Annotated in this window: 21 protein-coding genes; 3 read left to right on the top strand and 18 right to left on the bottom strand. The window is 68.8% G+C overall.

All coding sequences use genetic code 11. The features are described from left to right. Positions 1-146 precede the first annotated feature (146 nt). Entirely contained in the window at positions 147-1007 is an 861-nt protein-coding gene (ypfJ, locus tag ACSUZC_RS11045) for a KPN_02809 family neutral zinc metallopeptidase (protein WP_439033090.1), read from the top strand. A 10-nt stretch (positions 1008-1017) separates the two neighbouring features. Continuing rightward, a complete protein-coding gene (locus tag ACSUZC_RS11040) occupies positions 1018-2679 on the top strand; it encodes a DUF885 domain-containing protein (RefSeq protein WP_439032808.1) in 1662 nt (553 codons plus the stop codon). 4 nt (positions 2680-2683) lie between these two features. Here ACSUZC_RS11040 and hisS read toward each other — a convergent pair whose 3' ends face one another. Both hisS and ACSUZC_RS11030 read right to left on the bottom strand, forming a co-directional pair. Continuing rightward, positions 2684-3949, bottom strand: coding sequence for a histidine--tRNA ligase (gene hisS / locus ACSUZC_RS11035; protein ID WP_439032807.1), 1266 nt, complete (start codon positions 3947-3949; stop codon positions 2684-2686). After that, complete coding sequence (locus tag ACSUZC_RS11030; protein WP_439032806.1) at positions 3946-4686, bottom strand: MBL fold metallo-hydrolase; 741 nt, start codon at positions 4684-4686, stop codon at positions 3946-3948. Before ACSUZC_RS11030 ends, hisS begins: the two co-directional genes overlap by 4 nt. Positions 4687-4942: 256 nt before the next feature. Here ACSUZC_RS11030 and ACSUZC_RS11025 point away from each other — a divergent pair, with 256 nt between their 5' ends. Beyond that, positions 4943-5863 (top strand): peptidylprolyl isomerase, encoded by a 921-nt coding sequence (locus ACSUZC_RS11025; protein ID WP_439032805.1) that lies wholly within the window; start codon positions 4943-4945, stop codon positions 5861-5863. Here the strand turns inward: ACSUZC_RS11025 and ACSUZC_RS11020 are convergent. From ACSUZC_RS11020 to pdxS, 16 genes are all read right to left on the bottom strand, one after another. Then, positions 5860-8340, bottom strand: coding sequence for a RelA/SpoT family protein (locus ACSUZC_RS11020; RefSeq protein WP_439032804.1), 2481 nt, complete (start codon positions 8338-8340; stop codon positions 5860-5862). The two genes, ACSUZC_RS11025 and ACSUZC_RS11020, sit on opposite strands and share 4 nt — an antisense overlap. A gap of 111 nt (positions 8341-8451) precedes the next feature. Beyond that, the gene (locus tag ACSUZC_RS11015; protein ID WP_439032803.1) at positions 8452-9024 is read right to left on the bottom strand and encodes an adenine phosphoribosyltransferase; all 573 of its coding nucleotides are present in this window, start codon (positions 9022-9024) and stop codon (positions 8452-8454) included. 15 nt (positions 9025-9039) lie between these two features. After that, positions 9040-10776, bottom strand: coding sequence for an ABC transporter substrate-binding protein (locus ACSUZC_RS11010; RefSeq protein ID WP_439032802.1), 1737 nt, complete (start codon positions 10774-10776; stop codon positions 9040-9042). A 9-nt stretch (positions 10777-10785) separates the two neighbouring features. Continuing rightward, positions 10786-11988, bottom strand: coding sequence for a protein translocase subunit SecF (gene secF / locus ACSUZC_RS11005; protein WP_439032801.1), 1203 nt, complete (start codon positions 11986-11988; stop codon positions 10786-10788). Further along, positions 11985-13607, bottom strand: coding sequence for a protein translocase subunit SecD (gene secD, locus ACSUZC_RS11000; protein ID WP_439032800.1), 1623 nt, complete (start codon positions 13605-13607; stop codon positions 11985-11987). The genes secF and secD overlap by 4 nt, the downstream gene beginning before the upstream one ends. Positions 13608-13852: 245 nt before the next feature. Beyond that, positions 13853-14236 carry a preprotein translocase subunit YajC gene (gene yajC, locus ACSUZC_RS10995; RefSeq protein WP_439032799.1) on the bottom strand — a complete coding sequence of 128 codons (384 nt, stop codon included), beginning with the start codon at positions 14234-14236 and terminating at the stop codon, positions 13853-13855. A 145-nt stretch (positions 14237-14381) separates the two neighbouring features. After that, positions 14382-15470, bottom strand: coding sequence for a Holliday junction branch migration DNA helicase RuvB (gene ruvB, locus ACSUZC_RS10990; RefSeq protein WP_238419301.1), 1089 nt, complete (start codon positions 15468-15470; stop codon positions 14382-14384). After that, the gene (gene ruvA / locus ACSUZC_RS10985; RefSeq protein ID WP_439032798.1) at positions 15471-16064 is read right to left on the bottom strand and encodes a Holliday junction branch migration protein RuvA; all 594 of its coding nucleotides are present in this window, start codon (positions 16062-16064) and stop codon (positions 15471-15473) included. Beyond that, the gene (gene ruvC / locus ACSUZC_RS10980; protein WP_439033089.1) at positions 16061-16630 is read right to left on the bottom strand and encodes a crossover junction endodeoxyribonuclease RuvC; all 570 of its coding nucleotides are present in this window, start codon (positions 16628-16630) and stop codon (positions 16061-16063) included. The genes ruvA and ruvC overlap by 4 nt, the downstream gene beginning before the upstream one ends. A gap of 103 nt (positions 16631-16733) precedes the next feature. Continuing rightward, positions 16734-17489, bottom strand: a complete 756-nt coding sequence (locus ACSUZC_RS10975; protein ID WP_238419297.1) for a YebC/PmpR family DNA-binding transcriptional regulator — start codon at positions 17487-17489, stop codon at positions 16734-16736. 142 nt (positions 17490-17631) lie between these two features. Then, positions 17632-18252 carry a pyridoxal 5'-phosphate synthase glutaminase subunit PdxT gene (gene pdxT, locus ACSUZC_RS10970; protein ID WP_439032797.1) on the bottom strand — a complete coding sequence of 207 codons (621 nt, stop codon included), beginning with the start codon at positions 18250-18252 and terminating at the stop codon, positions 17632-17634. Then, complete coding sequence (locus ACSUZC_RS10965) at positions 18249-19103, bottom strand: acyl-CoA thioesterase (RefSeq protein ID WP_439032796.1); 855 nt, start codon at positions 19101-19103, stop codon at positions 18249-18251. The genes pdxT and ACSUZC_RS10965 overlap by 4 nt, the downstream gene beginning before the upstream one ends. 64 nt (positions 19104-19167) lie before the next feature. Beyond that, positions 19168-19659: a LuxR C-terminal-related transcriptional regulator gene (locus ACSUZC_RS10960; protein WP_439032795.1), complete on the bottom strand. Its 492-nt coding sequence runs from the start codon at positions 19657-19659 to the stop codon at positions 19168-19170. A 170-nt stretch (positions 19660-19829) separates the two neighbouring features. Beyond that, positions 19830-20609, bottom strand: coding sequence for a hypothetical protein (locus ACSUZC_RS10955; RefSeq protein WP_439032794.1), 780 nt, complete (start codon positions 20607-20609; stop codon positions 19830-19832). 11 nt (positions 20610-20620) lie between these two features. Continuing rightward, positions 20621-21487: a PP2C family protein-serine/threonine phosphatase gene (locus ACSUZC_RS10950; RefSeq protein WP_439032793.1), complete on the bottom strand. Its 867-nt coding sequence runs from the start codon at positions 21485-21487 to the stop codon at positions 20621-20623. A gap of 131 nt (positions 21488-21618) precedes the next feature. Continuing rightward, positions 21619-22530, bottom strand: a complete 912-nt coding sequence (pdxS, locus tag ACSUZC_RS10945; protein WP_439032792.1) for a pyridoxal 5'-phosphate synthase lyase subunit PdxS — start codon at positions 22528-22530, stop codon at positions 21619-21621. Between the last annotated feature and the right edge of the window lie 19 nt (positions 22531-22549).

Below are 22549 nucleotides of genomic sequence, written 5' to 3'. Positions count from 1 at the left end.
GGTCATGGACGTCAATCGCATGCCTGCGCCGAGTCGGCACGGGGCGTCGACACGGCCCCACCAGCGGAGGCCACGGGTCGTACCTCTCGCTCGGCGACCCGCTCAACCGGCGGAGGCTGCCCGGCGACCGTGCCAGAATGGGTCGCGTGACCTTCCAGGGCAGCGGATCGATCGACACCGGCAGCGTCTCCGGAGGCGGCGGGGGTGGCGGGGGCGGCCGGATCGCGCTCGGCGGCGGCGCGGGACTGATCCTGACGATCGTCGCGCTGCTCTTCGGCGTGAATCCCGGCGAGATCCTCGGAACCGAAGGCCCCCAGCAGGGCACGTCCTCGGACGCCGCGCAGATCCAGCAGCAACTCGACTCGTGCACCTATGAGATGGCGAACGAGAACACGATCTGCCGGATCAAGGCGACCACCGTCAGCGTCGACACGGTGTGGTCGGACCTCTGGCCGGACTACCAGCCGCCCGAGACGGTGATCTTCGCCGACGCCGTCCGCACCGGCTGCGGTGCCGCGAGTTCGGCGACGGGCCCGTTCTACTGTCCCGCCGATTCCACCGCCTACTTCGACCCGTCGTTCTTCACACAGCTGCGCCGGATGGGTGGCAGCGACGGGCCGCTCGCCCAGGAGTACGTGGTGGCCCACGAATACGGCCATCATGTCCAGAACCTGACGGGCGCCCTCGCGAAAGGCCAGCGGATGGGTTCGCAGGGACCCCGCTCGGGTTCGGTACGGGTCGAGTTGCAGGCGGACTGCCTCGCCGGGGTGTGGGCCCACCACGCCGACGACGGCCCCGACGCCCTGCTCGCGCCGATCTCCGAGGAGCAGATCGCGACCGTGATCCAGACGGCCAAGGCGATCGGCGACGACACGATCCAGGGGCCCGGCTCCAATCCGGAGGGCTGGACGCACGGGTCGGCCGCCCAGCGCACCCGGTGGTTCTCCGTCGGTTACCAGTCCGGCGACCCCGACCGATGCGACACGTTCGCCACCGACGACCTGTGACCGCCGACCTGTGACCGCCGCCGACCAGGTCTCGACTCGTCCGCCCACCGCGGTCGACGCCATCGCGAACGCGCATCTCGACCGTCTGTGCGCACTCGACCCGCTGTTCGCCACCGAGATCGGGCACGGGGAGCACGACGACCGGCTGACCGATTTCTCCGCGCAGGCCTGTTCCGAACGTGCCGAGGTCGCGGCGGCAACACTGACCGCGCTCGGCGACGTCGAGATCACCGATGCCGTCGACCGGGTCACAGTGGCCACGATGAGCGCGTCGCTGCGCCGCGAACTCGCGCTCGCCGACGCCGGTGAGCAGATCGGCGACTGCAACGTCATCGCGTCCCCGCTGCAGGCCATCCGCGACATCTTCGACCTCATGCCGACCGGGACCCGGGAGGAGCGCGAGATCTTCGTCGCCCGTCTGACCGCCGTCCCCGGCGCACTCACCGGCGTCGTCGACGGGCTGGCACACCGCCTCCGCCACGGGCCGTCTCTCGCACGCCGGCAGGTCGAGGCCGTCGCACGGCAGTCCGAGTCGGCGGCCGAGGCAATCTCGGCGAACACCGCGGCGATCGCGGCCGACCCGGCACTGGCGGGCACCTTGGGCACCGCACTCGACGCCGCCCGCACCGCCTTCGGGACGTTCGCGAACTATCTCCGCACCGGGGTCGCGGGCAGCGTGCTCGACGACGACGCCGTGGGCCGGGAGCGGTACCTGCTCCACCTGCCCGCCTATCTCGGCGCGGACGCCGACCCCGACGACGCCTACGCGTGGGCGATGACCCGACTCGAACAGATCGCCGCCGAGCAGCACGAGATCGCCGAAGGGCTTCTCCCCGGACGTGGAGTCGCCGACACGCTCGCCTGGCTCGACCGGCAACCGCAATACCAGATCCACGACCGGTACCGGTTCGTCGACTGGATGCAGGAGACGTCCGACGCCGCGGTCGACGGACTGGGCGGCACCCACTTCGACATCCCGGCTCGACTGTCCCGGCTCGAGTGTCGCCTCGCCCCGTCCTCGACCGGGATCATCTACTACACCCAGCCGACGGCAGACCTGTCACGGCCGGGACGCATGTGGTGGTCGGTGCCGCAGGACCAGACCGTCTTCCACACCTGGCAGGAGAAGACGACCGTCTACCACGAGGGCGTGCCGGGCCATCACCTGCAACTCGGTTCCGCCATCGTCGATCCCGACCTGAACTCGTGGCGCAAACTCGCCTCCTTCACCTCCGGTCACGGCGAGGGCTGGGCGCTCTACGCCGAGCGACTCATGGACGAGCTCGGCTGGCTCGAGGATCCCGGTGACCGGATGGGAATGCTGGACTCGCAGCGGCTCCGGGCGGCGCGGGTCGTCGTCGACATCGGGGTGCACTGCCGGCTGCCCGCGCCGGACTCACTCGGCGGCGGCATCTGGGATGCGGACAAGGCCTGGGAGTTCCTGACCTCGTCGGTCGCCATGGACCATGCGGTCCTGCGGTTCGAACTCGACCGTTACCTCGGCTGGCCGGGTCAGGCACCGTCCTACGCCCTGGGTCAGCGGGTCTGGGAGCAGACCCGCACCGCGGCATTACGCGCACATCCGGACTGGACGCTCAAGGACTTCCATTCGCGCGCACTGGCATTGGGCGGCGTATCGCTCGACGTCCTGGCCGACGAGGTGGTTCGCTGACGCGTCAGCGCAGGAGCTGCGACACCTCGGCCACGACGTCGTCGAGCGCCACCTGATGCTGTTCGCCGTTGCCGAGATCCTTGACCTCGATCCGCCGTTCGGCGAGTTCGTTCTCCCCCAGCACCAGGGCGAGCCGCGCACCCGAACGGTCGGCGGCCTTCATCGCACCCTTGAGGCCGCGGTCACCGTAGGCGAGGTCGACGCTGATCCCGGCAGCGCGCAGTGCACCCGCCACACCGACGAGTTCGGCCTTGGCCGCAGCTCCGAGCGGGACGCCGAAGACCTGGCAGCGAGCCGCGTCCGTCCCCGCGACACCCTCGGCCTCGAGAGCGAGCATGGTGCGGTCGACGCCGATCCCGAAACCGATGCCGGAGAGATCCTGCTTGGCACCGAGTTGCCGCATCAGACCGTCGTAGCGCCCGCCGCCACCGATGCCCGACTGGGCACCAAGCCCGTCGTGCACGAATTCGAAGGTCGTCTTGGTGTAGTAGTCCAGGCCGCGGACCAGGCGCGGATTGATCTCGTAGGCGACGCCGAGACGGTCGAGGTGCGCGAGGACGAGGTCGAAGTGGGCCTTGGCGTCGTCGGACAGGTAGTCGATCAGAAGGGGCGCCCCCGCGGTGGCCTCCTTGATCTCGGGGCGCTTGTCGTCGAGCACGCGCAGCGGGTTGATCTCGGCGCGGGCGCGTGTCGCCTCGTCCAGGTCGAGGCCGAAGAGGAACTCCTGCAACGCTTCCCGGTACCGCGGGCGGGACTCGTCGTCGCCGAGTGAGGTGATCTCGAGCCGGAACCCGGACAGCCCCAGACGTCGATAACCCTCGTCCGCGATCGCGATGACCTCCGCGTCGAGTGCCGGATCGTCGACGCCGATGGCCTCGACGCCCACCTGCTGCAGCTGACGGTAGCGCCCGGTCTGTGGCTTCTCGTAGCGGAAGAACGGCCCGGCGTAGCAGACCTTGACGGGCAGCTGGCCGCGGTCGAGACCGTGCTGGATGACGGCGCGGACGACGCCCGCGGTGCCTTCCGGCCGCAGCGTCACCGAGCGGTCACCTCGATCGGCGAAGGTGTACATCTCCTTGCTCACCACGTCGGTCGACTCGCCGACCCCGCGTGCGAAGAGCGCGGTGTCCTCGAAGACGGGCAGTTCGATGTGGCCGTACCCGGCGCGCCGTGCGGCGTCGGTGAGCGTGTCCCGAACCCGCCGGAAGTCCGCCGAGGCGGGCGGGAGGTAGTCGGGGATGCCCCGGGGGGCCTGAAATGCTCCGCTCACAGTCCGTGTCGTCCCTTCGGTCGTGTGCTCTGGGTGTCGAGGCCGGACAGGAACGGATTGCTCGCGCTCTCCTGGCCGATGGTGGTCTGGGGTCCGTGCCCGGGCAGGACCAGGGTCTCCGCGGGCAGCGGGAGCAGCTTCGCAGCAATCGAATCGAGCAATTGCTGATGATCGCCGCCCGGCAGGTCGGTCCGTCCGATCGACCCGGCGAACAGTACGTCACCCGAGAAGCAGACCGGCACGACCGCGGGCGTGTCGCCGCCGGCGGCCTCGCGGGTCTCCGGCGGGACGTCGACCTCCACGCCCAGGAGCACCGACCCCTGGGTGTGGCCCGGCGCCAGATCGACCGAGAAGGAGATACCAGCCAGATCGACCGCCTCACCGTCGACGAACTCGATCACCTTCTCCGGCTCGGCGAACTCTTCGTCGCCGATCATCGCGCCCAGCGCCCGTCCGATGCCGAGACCGGGCTCGGTGAGCATCGGACGGTCGGCGGGATGGATGTAGGCCGGGATCGAGTACTCGTCGCACAGCTCGGTCGCGTTCCACGTGTGATCGAGGTGTCCGTGGGTGAGCAGCACCGCCACCGGGGTGAGCTCGTGCTCGGCCATCAGTTCCCGGACCTGCGGTGCCGCATCCTGACCCGGGTCGATGATCACCGCATCCGATCCCGGCCCGGTGGCGACGACGTAGCAGTTCGTCTGAAACATCCCGGCGGGGAATCCGGTGATCAGCATGATGCTCCTCGGTCGGCTCGGCTGGTGACGCCAGATGTCGGGGTCCATTGTTGCGCAGGAGGCCCGCGCACCCGACATCGGTGCGTTTCCGGCGGACTCCCGCTGCTGGTGGGTCCCGGCTCGCCACCCGCCGCATCAGCTTCTCAGGTACAACTGGCACACTTGCCTACCGAGTAGTGACGTCCGCGCATTCGTCGGCACCTCAGTGCCGCGCAATCGTCGGCACTGAGTGCCGGATTCAGGAGGATCCACCCGCGTGTCCACCAATGAGGAGCGCCGCGAGGCGGCCAAGCGGAAGCTCGAAGAACGCCTCGAGAGCGAGCGCCTCGCCCGGCGCAAGCGGAAGATCATGATCGCGTCCATCTCCACGGCCGTCGTGGTGGCCGTGGTCGCGGGTGTGACGGCCGTCGTGGTGAAGAAGATCATGGACGACCGCGAGGCGGCGCGTTGGACGACCTGCGCCTTCGAGGACTCCCCGAGTCGCTTCGATCAGCTCCCCGCGCAGGTACCCGACAACGTCCCCGCCGATCAGCGGGCGCAGTACCAGGCCGAACTCGACGAACTCAAGGCCGCCGCCAAGAACGAGCGGACCTCACCCAAACCCGATGATCGCGTCCTCAAATCGGGCACCGAGCAGGTCACCTTCACCACCTCGCAGGGCGTCCTGCCCATCACCCTCGAACGCGACGGCGCGCCCTGCAACACCGCTGCGGTGACCTCGCTGATCGAGAACAAGTTCTACGACGACTCGACCTGCCATCGCATGACCACCAGCGACAAGCTGAAGATCCTGCAGTGCGGCGACCCGACCGGAACCGGCATGAGCGGACCGGGCTGGACCAGCCCCGACGAGCCGCCCACCGATCTGAAGAAGGCCGGCCAGCCCGACCCGATGACGGGATCACAGCCCGTCATCTACCCGCGCGGCACCATCGCGATCGCCAACAGCAGCCAGGGTGGACAGAACCCGAACACCGGCTCGAGCCAGCTGTTCATCGTCATCAACGACAGCGAACTCGGTCCCGACTACTCGATCGTCGGCAAGGTCGACGAACCCGGTCTGGCGGTGCTCGACAAGGTCTACGCCGGCGGCATCAACCCCGGCCCGGTCGGCAGCCAGCCCGGCGACGGCGAGCCCAAGCTGCCGGTGACCATCGAGACCGCGACCATCGACTAGGCGGCCGAGGTCACCCGGTACACGTCGTAGACGCCCTCCACGTTGCGGACGACGTTCAGGACGTGTCCGAGGTGCTTCGGGTCGCCCATCTCGAAGGTGAACTTGCTGATGGCCACCCGGTCGCGGCTCGTCGTCACCGATGCGGACAGGATGTTCACGCGTTCGTCGGCGAGCACCTTGGTCACGTCGGACAGCAGGCGGTGACGGTCGAGCGCCTCGACCTGGATCGCCACCAAGAACACCGATTCCGGCGACGGCGCCCATGACACGTCGAGGATTCGTTCCTCTTGCTGCCGAAGCGATTCCGCATTCGTGCAGTCGGTCCGGTGGACGCTGATGCCGCCACCGCGGGTCACGAAGCCCATGATCTCGTCGCCGGGGACCGGTGTGCAGCACTTGGCGAGTTTGATGACGACGTTGTCGATGCCGTCGACGACGACACCCGCGTCGCCGCCCTGACGCGAACGGGTCGGCATCGTCGACGGCGTGGACCGTTCGGCGATCGCCTCCTCGGCGTCCTCGATGCCGCCGAGGGACGCCACCAGACGGTTGACGACATGCCGCGCGGAGACATGGTTCTCGCCGACCGCGGTGTACAGCGCGGTGACGTCGGTGTAGCGCAGTTCCCGCGCGATCGCCGACATCGATTCCGCACTCAGCAATCGCTGCAGCGGGAGCCCGCCACGGCGGACCTCTTTCGCGATCGCGTCCTTACCCGCTTCGAGGGCCTCTTCGCGACGCTCCTTGGCGAACCACTGCCGGATCTTGGCCTTGGCCCGCGGGGATACCACGAACGTCTGCCAGTCCTTCGACGGTCCGGCGGTCGGAGCCTTGGAGGTGAAGACCTCCACCACCTCGCCGTTCTCCAGCTTGCGTTCGAGCGCGACGAGTCGGCCGTTGACCCGCGCTCCGATGCAGCGATGCCCGACCTCGGTGTGGACGGCATAGGCGAAATCCACCGGCGTCGACCCGGCGGGCAGGGTGACGACGTCGCCCTTGGGGGTGAACACGAAGATCTCCCGGACCGCGAGGTCGTAGCGCAGTGATTCCAGGAACTCACCGGGGTCGGCCGCCTCGCGCTGCCAGTCGAGCAACTGACGCATCCAGGCCATGTCGTCGATCTCGGCGGTGTCGGACTTCTTACCCGACCGCCGGTAGCCGTTCTCCTTGTATCGCCAGTGCGCGGCGATGCCGAACTCGGCGGTCCGGTGCATCTCGTGGGTGCGGATCTGCACCTCGAGCGGTTTGCCCTCAGGGCCGATCACCGTGGTGTGCAGCGACATGTACACGCCGAACCGGGGCTGGGCGATGTAGTCCTTGAACCGGCCGGCCATCGGCTGCCACAGGGAGTGCACGACGCCGACCGCCGCATAGCAGTCGCGATCCTCCTCGCACAGGATGCGCATGCCGACGAGGTCGTGGATGTCGTCGAAGTCGCGGCCCTTGACGATCATCTTCTGGTAGATCGACCAGTAGTGCTTGGGGCGACCCTCGACGGTCGCGGTGATCCGCGCCCCGGCCAGCGCGTTGTTGATGTCGGCGCGGACGCGGGCGAGGTAGGTGTCACGGGAGGGCGCCCGGTCGGCGACGAGCCGCACGATCTCCTCGTACCGCTTGGGGTGCAGGATCGCGAACGACAGGTCCTCGAGTTCCCACTTCACGGTCGCCATACCGAGTCGATGCGCCAGTGGCGCAATGACTTCCAGTGTCTCCCGGGCCTTGCGCGCCTGCTTCTCCGGTGGCAGGAAACGCATCGTCCGCATGTTGTGGAGACGATCGGCGACCTTGATGACCAGCACCCGCGGGTCGCGGGCCATCGCGATGATCATCTTGCGGATCGTCTCGGCCTCTGCCGCACTGCCGAGGGCCACCTTGTCGAGCTTCGTGACGCCGTCCACGAGGTGCGCCACCTCGGAGCCGAAGTCGCTCTCCAGGGCCTGCAGGGAGTACCCCGTGTCCTCGACCGTGTCGTGCAGGAGGGCCGCGATCAGCGTCGTGGTGTCCATGCCGAGATCGGCGAGGATGGTGGCCACCGCCAGCGGGTGGGTGATGTAGGGGTCGCCGGACTTGCGCTTCTGCCCGCTGTGCCGCTCGTCGGCGACGTCGTAGGCCCGTTGCAGCAGGGCGACGTCGGCCTTCGGGTAGATCTCCCGGTGCAGCGTGGCGAGCGGTTCGAGGACCGGACGCACCTGGCTGCGGGTGGCGGTCATCCGGCGGGCGAGACGCGCACGCACCCGTCGGGACGCCGAGGTCGAGGTCGACGGTGAACCCGGCTGGGCGATCGGCGGCTGGGAGTCCGGTGCCTGCGTGGTTGATGCCTGGGTGGTTGATGCCTGGGTGGTTGATGCCTGGGAGGTCGGCGTCTGGGTGGTCGACGTCTGGACCGGACCGCCGGACCGGTCGGCTCCGGCATCGCCGTTCGCCGGCGACCCCACCGGGGTCAGGCCCCGCTGAGCCGTGTCGGATTCATCGGGCATGACCGGGCCTCCTCACGCCATGGTGTTCGCACCGTGCTCAACCGAGCCGGTCCACGCGAGTCTAGTCCCGGGCCGGGCGGCGATGCGCCGAGCGTCACCGGTGCTGGGTCGTCAGTCCCGGGTCACCGCGTGCACGGGAACGTCGCCGAGTCCGCGCACGATGGTGTCCCGCCCACCGAGACCCCCGAGTTCCATGATCACGGCGACGCCGACGACCTTCGCGCCGGCCCGCTGCAGCAGATCCGCGGCGGCGACGGCCGTCCCCCCGGTCGCCAGGACGTCGTCGACGAGCAACACGCGCCGGTCGGTCAGGTCCAGTCCGTCGGCCGGGATCTCGAGCGTCGCCGTGCCGTATTCGAGACTGTAGGAGATCGCGTGCACCGGCGGGGGGAGCTTGCCGCCCTTGCGCACCGCGAGGACCCCGACCTCCAGTTCGCGCGCGACCGCTCCGCCGAGCAGGAAGCCGCGGGCGTCGATGCCCGCCACCAGATCGATGTCGGAACATCCGTGGGTGAGAGCGGTGACGATCGACGACAGTCCGTCGGGGTCGGCGAGCACCGGGGTCAGATCCTTGAAAGCGATTCCCGGACTGGGAAAATCGTCGACGAGTCGGGTGTGCCGGGCGATCGCCGCCTGTGCGCGCGTCACCGCGTCCGCCGTTCGTTCGGGCACGACGCCCATCAACTCACTCCCGCCTGCTCATCCGCGGATCTTCCAGCGATCCATGTTCCATCCGGTGCCGTTCCGGCCGAGACCGGCGGCGACATTGCCCACCCGATCCTTCCACTGCCGCGCCCGAGGCGCCGCGAAGAGGGGTATCGACGGCATCGTCGACCATGTGGCGTTCTCGATCGACCGCGTCAGCCGCAGGCGATCGGGCGCCGAGACCGTCACGGCGAACTGGTCCACCCCGCGGCTGACCTGCGGCTCCCGCGTGCCCGACAGGTTGAGGGGGTCGCCGCCGCGCAGTGCGTAGGCGTCCCGGCTTGGGTCGGCGGCGCCGGCCGCTGCGAACGACGCTCCCCCGGCGACGATCAACGCATCGACCTCCTTGCCGAGCGCACCGGGTCGCAGATCCGGCGACGAGGCGTCTTCGACGACGAAGCCGGCGGCCCGGCACGACGCGGCGATCGCGGCGGTCATCCGCTGCCAACGCGGCGTGGGCGCCAGGTAGCCGATGCGAACCTTGCGGGGCTGCAGGGTCGCCCCGGTCGCCGAGGTCCCGTCGACGCCGGGATCCTGGTCCGCGGCACCCTGTCCGGTGGCGGCACGGACGAGTCCACGCGCCCGCTCGATGTCGGGTCGCGGATAGGCCTGGCCGAACTCGCCGTTCATCTGCCCCGCCAGGTTGTCGGCCGGAGACTGGACCCGCAGATTCCACACCGGCGCGCCTGCCCCGAAGTCGCGTGCGAGGTCGGCTCGCGGCACACACGAGGCGAAGGCCTGCCGCATCCGGAGGTCGCCGAAGACGCCCCGGCCGGCTAGTACGAGTTCCTCGACACCGAGCGCACGTGTGGGCGCGGACGCACCGCTCGCGCCCGGCGATCCGGCGATGTCGCCGTCGATGATGCCCGCGGTCACGTCCACGATGTCGAACTTGCCGTCGGGCAGCCTCCGCGTGGCGTCCGTCCCGCGACCCCAGATGACGACACGGGAGGTCTCCGGCCGATCTCCCCACCACTTGTCGTTGGGGACGAGAACCAGTCCACCCGACCGCGAATAACGATCGATCCGGTACGGCCCGGACGCCGGGAAGTTCGCGTGCTCGACGGGTCCGAACTCGAGGTCGAATCCGGTGTTCCACGCCTGCGCGATCCGTGCGAGCGTCGCGCGGTCGGTCGCGCGGATCGGGCCGACGACGTCGGGGACGCCGGCGTCCCGGGCCACGACGTGCGCGGGCAGCATCGTCCCGGCGCCGAAGAGTCCGAGCCAGTCGCGGTACTCGCGGCCGGGCGCGAAGGTCACCGTCGCGCTCTTGTCCCCGGCGGCGCAGTCGACTCTGTCGATGTCCCGGTAGCCGGCGGTGGTCGCCGGGGTGAACCCGGGCAACCGACCGCTCATCGCCGCCCAGGCGAGCAACAGATCGTCACAGTCGAGTGCGACCCCGTCGGAGAAGACGGCCTGCGGGGAAAAGTCGTAACGGAAGGTCGGGACCCGGGCCGGCACCTGCTCGACCGTGCCGACGTCCCGGTCCGGGATCACCTGGCCCGCCGGACCCAACAGACTGAAGCCGGGCAACAGCCTGGTGGTCGCCATGAGTGCGCCATCGGCGTTGCCGCCCACCGTGTTCGCGTTGTATGTCGAGATCCGCGCATCGACGACGTAGTCGATGGTCGGCGGACCGTCGTCTCCGCAGGCGGTGAGCACACCGGCAGCCAGGACGAGCCCGACGAGCAGGCTTACGATCTTGACGGTCTCCTCGCGCCGGACGATCACGACCAGAGACTAGCGGTTGCGGCGACGTTTACCGGTCGGCACCGCACGGTCCGCGTCGTCGGTGTCGACCGCGGACCCCGTTGCCCGGCGGCGGCCACGGACCGGACGCTGCTCGTCGGCGACCGTCCCGGTCTCGACTCCGTTGCGGCGACGGAGGACCCGCTCGGTGTGTCGCGCGACGTCGGTGCGCCGCTCCTTGAGCGTCGCCAGCAGGGGCGCGGCCAGGAAGATCGACGAGTAGGCACCGACGACGACGCCGACCAGCTGGATGAGGCCGAGGTCCTTGAGCGTGCCGACCCCGAGCAGCCACACCGCGATGATCATCAGCGCGATGATCGGCAACACCGAGATGACCGTGGTGTTGATCGATCGCATCAACGTCTGGTTGACGCCGAGGTTCGCCTGCTCGGCGTAGGTGCGACGCGTCGTCTGCAGGACCGAGCGGGTGTTCTCGGCGATCTTGTCGAACACGACGACGGTGTCGTACAGCGAGAAACCGAGAATGGTCAGCAGGCCGATGATCGTCGCGGGCGTGACCTCCCAGCCCACCAGCGAGTAGATGCCAGCCGTGCACACGATGTCGAAGAACAGCGACGCCATTGCCGCGATCGACATCTCCCGGTCGAACCGGACGGCGATGTAGACGAAGACGATCACGAGGAACACCGCGAGCGCGAGGACCATCTTCTCGGTGATCTCGCGTCCCCAGGTCGAGCTGACGTCGGAGATGCTCACCTCCGCCGGGGACAGTTCGGGTCCGAACCGTTCCGACAGCGCCCGCGTCACCGACTCCGCCTGCGCGAGGTCGAGGGTCTCGGTGCGCACCTGTACGGTCTCGCTCCCGCCGGAGCCTGCGGTCTGCACCGATTCGGGTTCTTCACCGAGCGCCTCGGTGACGACCTCTTCGACGCCGTCGGCGGTGACCTCCGACGACGCGACCGGCACCGACATCTGGGTGCCGCCCTCGAAATCGATACCGAGCGTGAATCCCCGGATACCGATGGACGCCAGGCAGACCAGCAGGATCGCGGCGGTGATGGCGTACCACATCCGCCTGCGGCCCACGATCTCGAAGGCGCCCGTACCCGTGTAGAGGCGTGAGAGGAACGATCGCTGCCGGTCGGCGACGAAGTCCGCGTCGGAACCCGGCTGTGCGGATTCGGCGTCGAGGACTGCCGAGGATCCGGCGGCTTTCTTGTCCGGACCGGTCATCGCACCGTTCCCTTCTCACGAATGGTGTCGGCGGTGTCCGCCGTCGGAGGGGCCGCAGTCGCGTCGTCGCCCTCCACCCGGCGCGACGCGACGCGGCGCTGACGTGCCACCTCACTGATCGCCCCCAGGCCGTTGACGCTGGGTTTGGACAGGAACTGCGACCGGCTCGCGTAGACCACGAGCGGATGGGTGACCAGGAACACGACCATGACGTCGAGGATCGTGGTCAGGCCCAACGTGAACGCAAAACCCCGGACCTCGCCGATCGCCAGGATGTAGATCACGGCAGCGGCGATGAAGCTCACCGCGTTACCCGACCAGATGGTGCGTCGCGCGCTCACCCAGCCCCGTGGGACAGCCGACCGGAAGCTGCGTCCCTCGCGCATCTCGTCCTTGATGCGTTCGAAGTACACGACGAACGAGTCGGCGGTCATACCGATACCGATGATCAGGCCGGCGATGCCCGCGAGGTCGAGGGTGAACCCGATCCAGCGTCCGAGCAGCACGATGATGCCGTAGACCATGGCGCCGGCCAGCACCAGCGACAGCATGGTCAGGATGCCCAGCATCCGGTAGTAGGCCAACGCGTAGATGAAGACCGCGATCAGGCCGACGAGGCCGGCGATGAGACCGGCCTGCAATGATGCGAGACCCAGTGTCGCCGAGATGGTCTCGGCGTCGGACGCGGTGAACGACAGCGGTAGTGAACCGTACTTGAGCACGTTGGCGAGCTCGTTGGACGACGATTCGGTGAACGGGCTCGCGCTGCCACCGCTGATCCGCGTCTGACCACCCGGGATGGGTTCGTTGATGGCCGGCGCGGAGACGACGCGCGAGTCGAGTGTGAACGCGGTCTGGGTGCGGTTGGGTGCCTGTTCGGCGGTGTACTTGGGCCAGAAGTCGGCGGCCTTGCCCTCGAATTCGAGGGTCACCACCCACTCGCCGGTCTGCGGGTCGGTGCCCGCGTTGGCGTTCTTGATGTCGCGGCCGTCGATGATCTGCGGACCGAGGAGATACACCTCGCTGCCGTCGGTGGAGCAGGCCACCAGGTACTGATCCGGCCGGTCATTGCCCAGCAGCGGGTCGTTGGCCGTCGGCGCGCAGTCCATCTTGGCCATCTGCTGCTGCAGGGCCGCCAACTGCTCCTGGCTCGCGTTGCCCGGGGCCTGACGCAGCTTCCGCTGCTCCTCGATGGCCGCGGCCGCGGCCTCGGTCGGCAGCGCGTTGGTCTGTTCGTCGGTGCCGTCGGCGCCCTCGGGCTTCGGCGGCTGCGGGGTCGCCATCACCGGCTGCCCGATGACGGGGCGGACGTAGAGACGCGCGGTCTGGCCCAGCGACTTGGCCTGGGCGCCGTCCTGACCGGGCACCGTGATGATCAGATTGTCACCGCTGACCACGACCTCGGAACCCGAGACACCGAGACCGTTGACGCGCTGCTCGATGATCTGTTTGGCCTGGTCGAGCTGCTCTCGAGTGGGCGTCTTGCCGTCCTCGGTACGCGCGGTCAGCGTCACCCGCGTGCCGCCCTGGAGATCGATGCCCAGCTTCGGCTCGATCGTCTGGGGACCGGTGAAGAAGATCAGGCCGTAGACGATCGCGAGCAGACCGATGAAGGCCACCAGTGGCCGCCACGGCGGGATCTCACGAGTCGGTCGCGACCGCTTCCTCGCAGTCCGGTCCTTCCCTGAAGTCCGAGAGGGAGTTGTCACAGCTGTTCAGGTCTCCTTGAGAGCGTCAGCCGGCCGACAGGCGTGTGAACCGGCGTGAGCCGTCTGTCCCGTGGTCGTGACGTGCGGGAACGCACCGTCGAACGTGGAACAGATCGGCGCGCCACGTCGCCTCGGCGACGCGGCGCTGGGCCGGCTTACTTGTCGTTGTCGCGCGCGTCGTCCGCGGCAGGCTTGTCCAGGCTGACCGAGTCGACGTCGTCGTAGTCGGCCGGATCGCTCTCCGGCGCGACGTGACCGGCGTAGGTGGCAGCGGCTTCGTCGGTGGGGACGACGCGCATGACGGCCAGTCGGTTCCAGCGGGTGACCACACCGGTCGCGATCTCCACGTCGACCACGTCGGGCGAGCTCGCGTCGATCACGGTGCCGAACAGACCCGACGTGAGCTGAACGCGAGTGCCGGTGGACACCGAGTTCTGCATCTCCTGCATCTCGGACACGCGCTTCTTCTGCTTCCGCATCGACAGGAACATGAAGCCGGCCAGCAGGGCGAGCAGGAGCGGGAAGAGCAGAGCGTCCATGGGTGAGAGTCAGTCCTTTGTGTATCGGGATGTACGGCGTGAGCGAGCGGCGTCCGGACGAGTCCTGTGCGGCCGTCGGCTCAGCTGTGCTCCACACAGTGTGCCACGTCCGCCGCGTTGGTCATCCCCGCAGGTGGTGCGGTGGTCAGAGATCGTCGAAGAGCGTGTCCGCCCCGACCTCGCGCGGGCGCACGCCGAAAGTGGCGTTCATCGCACCGGCCGGCGGCGTGAGTCCGAGGTGATGCCAGGCGGCAGCGGTCGCGACCCGACCGCGCGGGGTGCGCGCGATCATCCCGGCCCGGACGAGGAACGGTTCGCACACCTCCTCGACCGTGGCGGGTTCCTCGCCGACGGCCACGGCGAGCGTGGACACGCCGACCGGTCCCCCGCCGAAAGCACGGATGAGGGCGTCGAGGACGGCGCGGTCGAGGCGATCGAAGCCGAGGTCGTCGACGTCGTAGACCGCGAGCGCCGCCCGGGCGACGTCCACTGTGATCGAGCCGTCGCCACGCACCTCGGCGTAGTCACGGACCCGACGCAGCAGCCGGTTCGCGATGCGGGGCGTGCCGCGCGACCGGCGGGCGATCTCCCCGGCCGCGTCGCCGCGCAGTTCCATCCCGAGGATGCCCGCCGAACGGTGCAGCACGAGGACGAGTTCCTCGGGTTCGTAGAACTCCATGTGGGCGGTGAACCCGAAGCGGTCACGCAGCGGTCCGGTCAGCGACCCCGACCGCGTCGTGGCGCCGACGAGTGTGAACGGAGCGACGTCCAGTGGGATCGACGTCGCACCCGGCCCCTTGCCGACCACGACGTCGACGCGGAAGTCCTCCATCGCGAGGTAGAGCATCTCCTCGGCCGGGCGCGCGATGCGGTGGATCTCGTCGATGAACAGGACGTCGCCCTCGACGAGGTTGGACAGCATGGCGGCGAGATCGCCCGCGCGCTCGAGCGCCGGACCCGACGTCACGCGGATGGCCGCGCCCATCTCCGACGCGATGATCATCGCGAGCGAGGTCTTGCCGAGCCCCGGGGGTCCCGACAGGAGGATGTGATCGGGGGTGCCGCCACGACCCTTGGCACCGTGCAGCACGAGTTCGAGCTGCTCGCAGACGCGCGGCTGCCCGATGAAGTCGGCGAGCGACTTCGGGCGCAGGCCGGCGTCGAGATCGCCGTCGGAGCGCACCGGCGTGGCGCTGACGTCCCGGTCCTCGAGGTCGTCGGTGTCGTCGAACATCTACGACGCCTTGCCCAGCAACGAGAGCGAGTGCCGCAGTGCCGTCGAGGCATCGGCGTCCGGACGGTCGGCGAGTACCGCGTTGACCGCTTTCTCGGCGGGCGCGGCGGTGAAACCCAGCCCGACGAGGGCCTCGGTGACCTGCTCCCGGATTCCGCCGACGGCGGCGATCCCGACCGTCGGCTCACCCGCGGGGCGGTCGACCTTGTCCCGCAACTCGACGCACAGTCGTTCGGCGACCCGTTTGCCGATGCCCGGCACCGATGTGAGGGCCTTGGTGTCGGATTCGGCGAGCGCCCGGCGCAATGCGTCGGGCTCGAGAACCGCGAGTGTCGCCATCGCCAGCCGAGGGCCGACGCCGGTGACGGTCTGCAGCAGCGCGAACAGCGCCCGCGCATCGGGCTCGGTGAACCCGTACAGCGTCATCGAGTCCTCGCGGACGATCATCGAGGTCAGCAGCGTCGCCTCGTCGCCTCGTCGCAACCGCGAGAGCGTCACGGGCGTCGCGAGGACGCGGTAACCCACTCCGGCGCAATCGATCACGGCGTGGTCGAGGGCCACCTCGAGCACCGGTCCGCGAACTGACGCGATCATGCGCGACTCCCCTCTCGGGCCTGGGCCACACGCGCGCGGTGTCGCGCCGCGGCGGCATCGGCCTGCTTCTGCGCGGCGGCCATGCGCTCCATCATGGGCCCTCGCCAGCAGTGGCAGATCGCCAGGGCGAGTGCATCGGCGGCGTCCGCGGGCTTCGGCTTGGTCTGCATCCCGAGGATGCGGGTGACCATCGCGGTCACCTGCGCCTTGTCGGCGCGTCCACTGCCGGTCACCGCGGCCTTCACCTCCGACGGCGTGTGGAACCGCACCGGGACGTCGCGCTGCGAGGCGGCGAGCGCGATGACACCGCCGGCCTGCGCGGTCCCCATCGCCGTGGACACCTGGTTCTGCGCGAACACGCGCTCGATGGCCACCACATCGGGCTGGTGGACATCGAGCCAGTGCGACGCCGAGGTGTAGATCGCGAGCAGCCGTTCGGCGAGCTCCATGTCGCTCGGTGTCCGCACGACGTCGACGTCGAGCGCCGTCACCGACCTGCCGCGACCCGACTCCACCAGTGCGATCCCGCACCGGGTCAGACCCGGATCGACGCCCATGACGCGCACTCGTACCCTCCCAGGCATCGACGAACCTCTTGCGAACAGTTGTTCGAGATTCTATCGGCAGGGGCGAGCGAGTCCGGTGATCAACACACCGGCTGCCCGGCGGTCAGTCGTTCTCGAGTTCGGCGAGGACCTCGTCGCTGATGTCGACGTTGCTGTACACGTTCTGGACGTCGTCGGAATCCTCGAGGGCGTCGATGAGCTTGAACACCTTGCGCGCACCGTCGGCGTCGACGGCGACCTCGACCGAGGCCCGGAAGCTCGCCTCGGCGGAGTCGTAGTCGATACCGGCTTCCTGCAGTGCGCTGCGCACCGCGATCAGATCGCCCGGCTCGCTGACGATCTCGAAGGACTCGCCGAGGTCGGTGACCTCTTCGGCGCCGGCGTCGAGCACGGCCATGAGGACGTCGTCCTCGGACTGCCCGTTCTTCTCCAGCGTCACCACGCCCTTGCGCGTGAACAGGTAGGACACCGAACCCGGGTCGGCCATGTTGCCGCCGTTACGGGTCATGGCGGTGCGTACCTCGCCCGCGGCACGATTGCGATTGTCGGTGAGGCACTCGATGAGCACCGCGACACCGTTGGGTCCGTAGCCCTCGTACATGATGGTCTGCCAGTCGGCGCCACCTGCTTCTTCACCGCCGCCGCGTTTGCGTGCCCGCTCGATGTTGTCGTTGGGGACCGAGGACTTCTTGGCCTTCTGGATCGCGTCGAACAGCGTCGGGTTGCCCGACGGGTCGCCGCCACCGGTGCGAGCCGCGACCTCGATGTTCTTGATGAGCTTCGCGAACATCTTGCCGCGCTTGGCGTCGATGGCCGCCTTCTTGTGCTTGGTGGTGGCCCATTTGGAGTGGCCGCTCATGTCCGTCGATTCCTTTCCCGGCGCCGGTACCCGCAGCGGGCCGCGGCCCACCTCCGACGTTCCTCTGGCTACTCGGTGGCCCTGCTCAGTTGGTCCCGGCTGCTGCCGGGGCTCGTGGACTCACCGATGGTTCGGCACGATCTTACCGACGCACCATCTGCACGAAGTATTCATGTACGCGCCGATCGCCGGTCACCTCGGGATGGAACGACGTGGCGAGGACCTTCCCCTGGCGGACCGCGACGATCCGCCCGGCCGCGGGACCGTCGGGCACCCGCGCGAGAACCTCGACCTCCGGCGACACCGATTCGACCCAGGGCGCGCGGATGAACACCGCCCGCATCGGGTCCGCACCGTCGGTGTCGGTGATCCCGGTGAAGTCGAGATCGGTCTCGAAACTCTCGACCTGACGGCCGAAAGCGTTGCGGCGCACCGTCATATCGAGGGCATCGAGATGCCGTGCGTCGGGTCGGGTGTCGAGGATCGTGGACGCGAGCATGATCATCCCCGCGCAGGACCCGTAGGCGGGCAGGCCGTCGGACAGCTTCGCCGCCAGTGGGTCGAACAGGTCGAAGATGCCGAGCAACTTGCTCATCGTGGTCGACTCGCCGCCCGGTATGACGATGCCGTCGATCTCGTCGAGCTCGGCCGGACGACGGACGGCGACGGCGTCGGCACCGCTGGCCTCGAGCGCGTGGACATGCTCGCGGACGTCGCCCTGCAGCGCCAGGACCCCGATGCGTGGTCGGTGTGTCCCGGTCACCGATCGGTCCGGGCGTGCTGGTCGGCCGGCATCTGACGACCGGTGCGTGCGAGGCCCTCCTGGGTGACCGCCGCGACGAGACGACCCCGGTGGTCGAAGATCCGCCCCTGGGTCAGGGCCCGGCCCGCACCGGCGGAGGGCGACGTCTGGTCGTAGAGCAGCCAGTCGTCGGCGCGGAAGGGACGCATGAACCACATGGCGTGGTCGAGGGAGGCGACCTGCGGATTGGACTCGGGGTGGGGCACCCGCGAGGAGCCGAGCAGTGTCATGTCGCTCATGTAGGCGAGTGTGCCGACGTGGAAGACGGTGTCATCGGGCAGCGGGTGACGATAACGGAACCAGACTCGTTGCTGTGCCGCGAAATACGACGACGTGACCATCTTCTCCGGGGGCACGATGCGCAGGTCGAAGTTGCGCCATTCCTTGAACACGGCCCGTTCCTCGGCACCCAGTTCGTCGAGGCGGTCGGTGAGCTCGTCCGGCTGCGGCGCCGGGGGCATCCGGTCCTGGTGTTCGTAGCCCTCGTCGGTGCGGACGTGGAACGACGCCGACATGGTGAAGATGGCCTCGCCGTTCTGGACTCCGGTCACCCGCCGGGTCACGAATGACCGTCCCTCGCGGATGCGGTCGACGAGGAACACCGCGGGACGGTCCGGGTCGCCGGGACGCAGGAAGTACCCGTGTAGCGAGTGGACGTCGAACTCGGCGGACACCGTCCGGGTCGCCGACATCAGGGCCTGGCCTGCGACCTGACCGCCGAAGGTGCGTTGGAGATGACTCGGGAACGCACCGCCGCGGTAGATGTCGGTCTCGATCTGCTCGACCTGGAGAATGTCCTCGATGGCTGCCACGCAGACCAGTATCGCGCACCGGACCGGTGGGCACTCCCCTGCCCGCCGGACCGCGGCTCGACGATCAGAGCTCGTCGAGCGTCATGATCCCGTCCTGGATGGCCCGGGCGACCAGCGACGCCTTGGTCGGGGCCGGACGGCCGATCTCGGCGTACTTGGCGCGGATGCGGGTCAGGTGAGTGTTGACCGTGCCGAGAGAGATGTAGAGCTGTTGTGCGACTGCGGGTTTCGAATCGACGAGCATCCAGGTGCGCAGGACCTCGACCTCACGCGAGGTCAGGCTCGGCTTCGCCCGGTCGGCGGTCACCTCGGCGGGCGCCGGGATCTCCATCGACGCCGGAGCGGCCACCGGCCGGTGCAGGTGGGGGTGTCCGGAGCGGTGGGCGAGGCCGGCGGCCTGCCCCGGGCGCGAGGGCTGCGGCTGGTGGCCCGGCAGCGGCATGCGGCGGGCCGCGAGCCGCGCGAGGGCCTCCTGCCTGCGGGCGAGCGCCGCGGCGTCACGATGAGGGTTGACCGAGCGCAGGTGCTGGGGGGCCTGATGGGCGATCGCAGTCATTGTGTGCTTCCTCTTCACTCATTCGAGCCGGTGGTCCTCCGGGGTGTCCCGGTGATGAGTTGAAGATTATGAGGCTTCGACCGCGGGGTCGATGGGGAGAACTCCCCTCCCCATGGGGAGAACTACCCAGTTGCATAACCCCAGGTCACAGCGCCGCCGAACAGGTTCGATCAACCGCCGGCGTTGCGCGCGGCCTCCGCGTCGATGAGCGGCAGGTCCTCGCGTGTGACGATCCGGGACGACACCGCGTACTCCACGAGCTTCGTCCGCCGGTTGCTGGCGAGTTTGCCTCCGCCGGCCCGCATCCCGCTGACGCCGAGCTGGTCGAGCTTGTCGCAGACGTTGTCGAGCTTGCGATTGAACTTGGTGATGGGCCACCCGAGGCGCCGCGCGGCCTGTGCCGACGACGGGATCGCGCTCGCCCCCGTCCCCTCACGACGGAGGATCTCCTCGGCCAGCACGATGATGAGCAGTTTCTGGCTCTCGGTCAGCGTCGGCACGCCCTGGGTCGTGTGCCCGCCGCTGTATTCCGGGCGGGTCACCGACTTCACCTGCGGCGCCCGCGCGAAGAGACTCAGCTCGTAGGTGGTCGGGCCCGCGGTGAACACGATGGTGGTCTCACCGAAGACGAGCGGCATACGCGCTCCGGGCCCCAGCGTCGCGGAGAACCCGACGTCACCCGCGGAGACACTCGCCGACAGATGAGTGCCGAGATTGGTGAGCCACCACAGTCCGTTCTCGTTGTGTATCACCAAGAATCGGCGGTGGAGGTAGGGATTGTCGTCGATCGACAGATCGGCCTCGCGCCCGATGAAGAACCGGCGTTCGGCATCGAGGGCGATGCGCTCACCGCAGTACTCGACGTAGGTCGCACCGGAGTCGAGCGACGCGTCGGTTGCGGAGTCATCGGAGTCCGCGGAGGTCGGGGCCCGATCGTGACCCGTGGTCATCAGATCTCCGATCAGCTCGGGTCGGGGGCCGGCGCCCGGCCGGCGGCCTCCCCCTCGGCCGTCCCGTCGAGCGCGGGCATCGTCAGTGTCGGGACCGACTCGTGGACGGTCACCACGATCACGGTCACGTTGTCGTGTGCGCCGAGCGCCAGTGCGGCGTCGACGAGCCGCTCGGACGCCTCCTGCGACCCCGACGCGTTCCGCAGGATGTCGCTGATCTCCTCGTCGGGGAGCTCACCGGTCAGACCGTCGGTGCACACCAGCAACACATCCCCCGGATAGACCGGGGTGGTCGAGTAGTCGGCAACCGGGTCGATCATCCCGGCACCGAGCGCACGCGTGATCACGTTGCGCCGCGGGTCGGTTCGGGCCTGCTCAGGTGTCAGGAACCCGGCGTCGATGAACTCCTGGACCTGCGAATGGTCGATGGTCAGCTGGTTCAGCGAGCCGTTCTGGAAACGGTAGGTCCGTGAATCGCCGATGTTGAGGACCAGCCAGTGCGGAGCCTGGTCGTGCGTGACGAGTACGACGCCGGTGGCCGTGGTGCCCGCACGCCGGTCGGTCTCGGTGTCGATCTCACCGATCCGCCGCTGGGCGGCGAGCAGCAGGTCGTCGAGTTGCAGCTGGGTGGCCTTCAGCTCGCCCGCGCTCGTCGCCTCGGAGAGGGTGAGCAGTGCTGCCTCGCTGGCGAGTTCGCCGCTGTCGTGTCCACCCATACCGTCGGCGATGAGGTACATGCCCGGCAAGGCCAGGGCCGCATCCTCATTGGTTTCTCGGACCCTGCCGACATTGCACGCGGCGGACCACTCGAGCCGCAAATCACCCACGATGTGTGTGCCCGAGACCGAGGCATCTCGAACGATGGTCGCCGCATCCATGATCAGCAGATACTACCGCCGCGAGGCCCCCGACCCGCCACGCATGTCGACTGTTCGTCGTCGGGCGTGTTGGGCGGGGGCCTCGCGGCGGTGAAAGGTGGTGCTGACCAGCTACATTCCGGACGAAACGGTCACCAGCCGCGCTCGGCGAGGCGGTGCGGCTGCGGGATCTCGTCGACGTTGATGCCGACCATCGCCTCGCCCAGTCCGCGGGACACCTTCGCGAGCACGTCGGGGTCGTCGTGGAAGGTGGTGGCCTGCACGATGGCGGCGGCCCGCTGGGCCGGGTTGCCGGACTTGAAGATGCCCGAACCGACGAACACGCCCTCGGCGCCGAGCTGCATCATCATCGCGGCGTCGGCGGGAGTCGCGATACCACCCGCGGTGAACAGGGTCACCGGGAGCTTGCCGGCCTCGGCGACCTCGGCCACCAGATCGTAGGGCGCCTGCAGTTCCTTTGCCGCGACGTACAACTCGTCCTTCGGCAGGGACGTCAGCCGCCGGATCTCGTCGCGGATCTTGCGCATGTGGGTGGTCGCGTTGGACACGTCGCCGGTGCCGGCCTCGCCCTTGGAGCGGATCATTGCCGCACCCTCGGTGATACGACGCAGCGCCTCACCCAGGTTGGTCGCACCACACACGAACGGCACGGTGAACGCCCACTTGTCGATGTGGTTGCTGTAGTCGGCAGGGGTCAGGACCTCCGATTCGTCGACGTAGTCCACGCCCAGGCTCTGCAGGACCTGCGCCTCGACGAAGTGGCCGATGCGCGCCTTGGCCATCACCGGGATCGAGACCGCGGCGATGATGCCGTCGATCATGTCCGGGTCGCTCATGCGGGAGACCCCACCTTGAGCACGGATGTCGGCGGGTACACGTTCGAGGGCCATGACCGCGACCGCACCGGCGTCCTCGGCGATCTTCGCCTGTTCGGGGGTGACCACGTCCATGATCACGCCACCCTTGAGCATCTCGGCCATGCCGCGCTTGACCCGGGCGGTGCCCTGGCCGACCTCGGGAACGGTCGCGCCGTTGTGACTCACTCAAATCTCCTCGTGTCGC

It is taken from the genome of Gordonia terrae, from assembly GCF_051789125.1.
GTDB lineage: Bacteria > Actinomycetota > Actinomycetes > Mycobacteriales > Mycobacteriaceae > Gordonia > Gordonia terrae_A.
This window is presented reverse-complemented; position numbering and strand designations above follow the sequence as displayed.

Excerpts from the sequence above, each read along its gene's own strand:
- ACSUZC_RS11030 (WP_439032806.1), bottom strand. The coding sequence starts at position 4,686 with ATGCTGATCACCGGATTCCCCGCCGGGATGTTTCAGACGAACTGCTAC.
- ACSUZC_RS11020 (WP_439032804.1), bottom strand. The coding sequence starts at position 8,340 with ATGCCCGATGAATCCGACACGGCTCAGCGGGGCCTGACCCCGGTGGGG.
- secF (WP_439032801.1), bottom strand. The coding sequence starts at position 11,988 with ATGACCGGTCCGGACAAGAAAGCCGCCGGATCCTCGGCAGTCCTCGAC.
- yajC (WP_439032799.1), bottom strand. The coding sequence starts at position 14,236 with ATGGACGCTCTGCTCTTCCCGCTCCTGCTCGCCCTGCTGGCCGGCTTC.
- ruvB (WP_238419301.1), bottom strand. The coding sequence starts at position 15,470 with ATGTTCGACGACACCGACGACCTCGAGGACCGGGACGTCAGCGCCACG.
- ruvA (WP_439032798.1), bottom strand. The coding sequence starts at position 16,064 with ATGATCGCGTCAGTTCGCGGACCGGTGCTCGAGGTGGCCCTCGACCAC.
- ACSUZC_RS10975 (WP_238419297.1), bottom strand. The coding sequence starts at position 17,489 with ATGAGCGGCCACTCCAAATGGGCCACCACCAAGCACAAGAAGGCGGCC.
- ACSUZC_RS10960 (WP_439032795.1), bottom strand. The coding sequence starts at position 19,659 with ATGACTGCGATCGCCCATCAGGCCCCCCAGCACCTGCGCTCGGTCAAC.
- ACSUZC_RS10955 (WP_439032794.1), bottom strand. The coding sequence starts at position 20,609 with ATGACCACGGGTCACGATCGGGCCCCGACCTCCGCGGACTCCGATGAC.
- ACSUZC_RS10950 (WP_439032793.1), bottom strand. The coding sequence starts at position 21,487 with ATGGATGCGGCGACCATCGTTCGAGATGCCTCGGTCTCGGGCACACAC.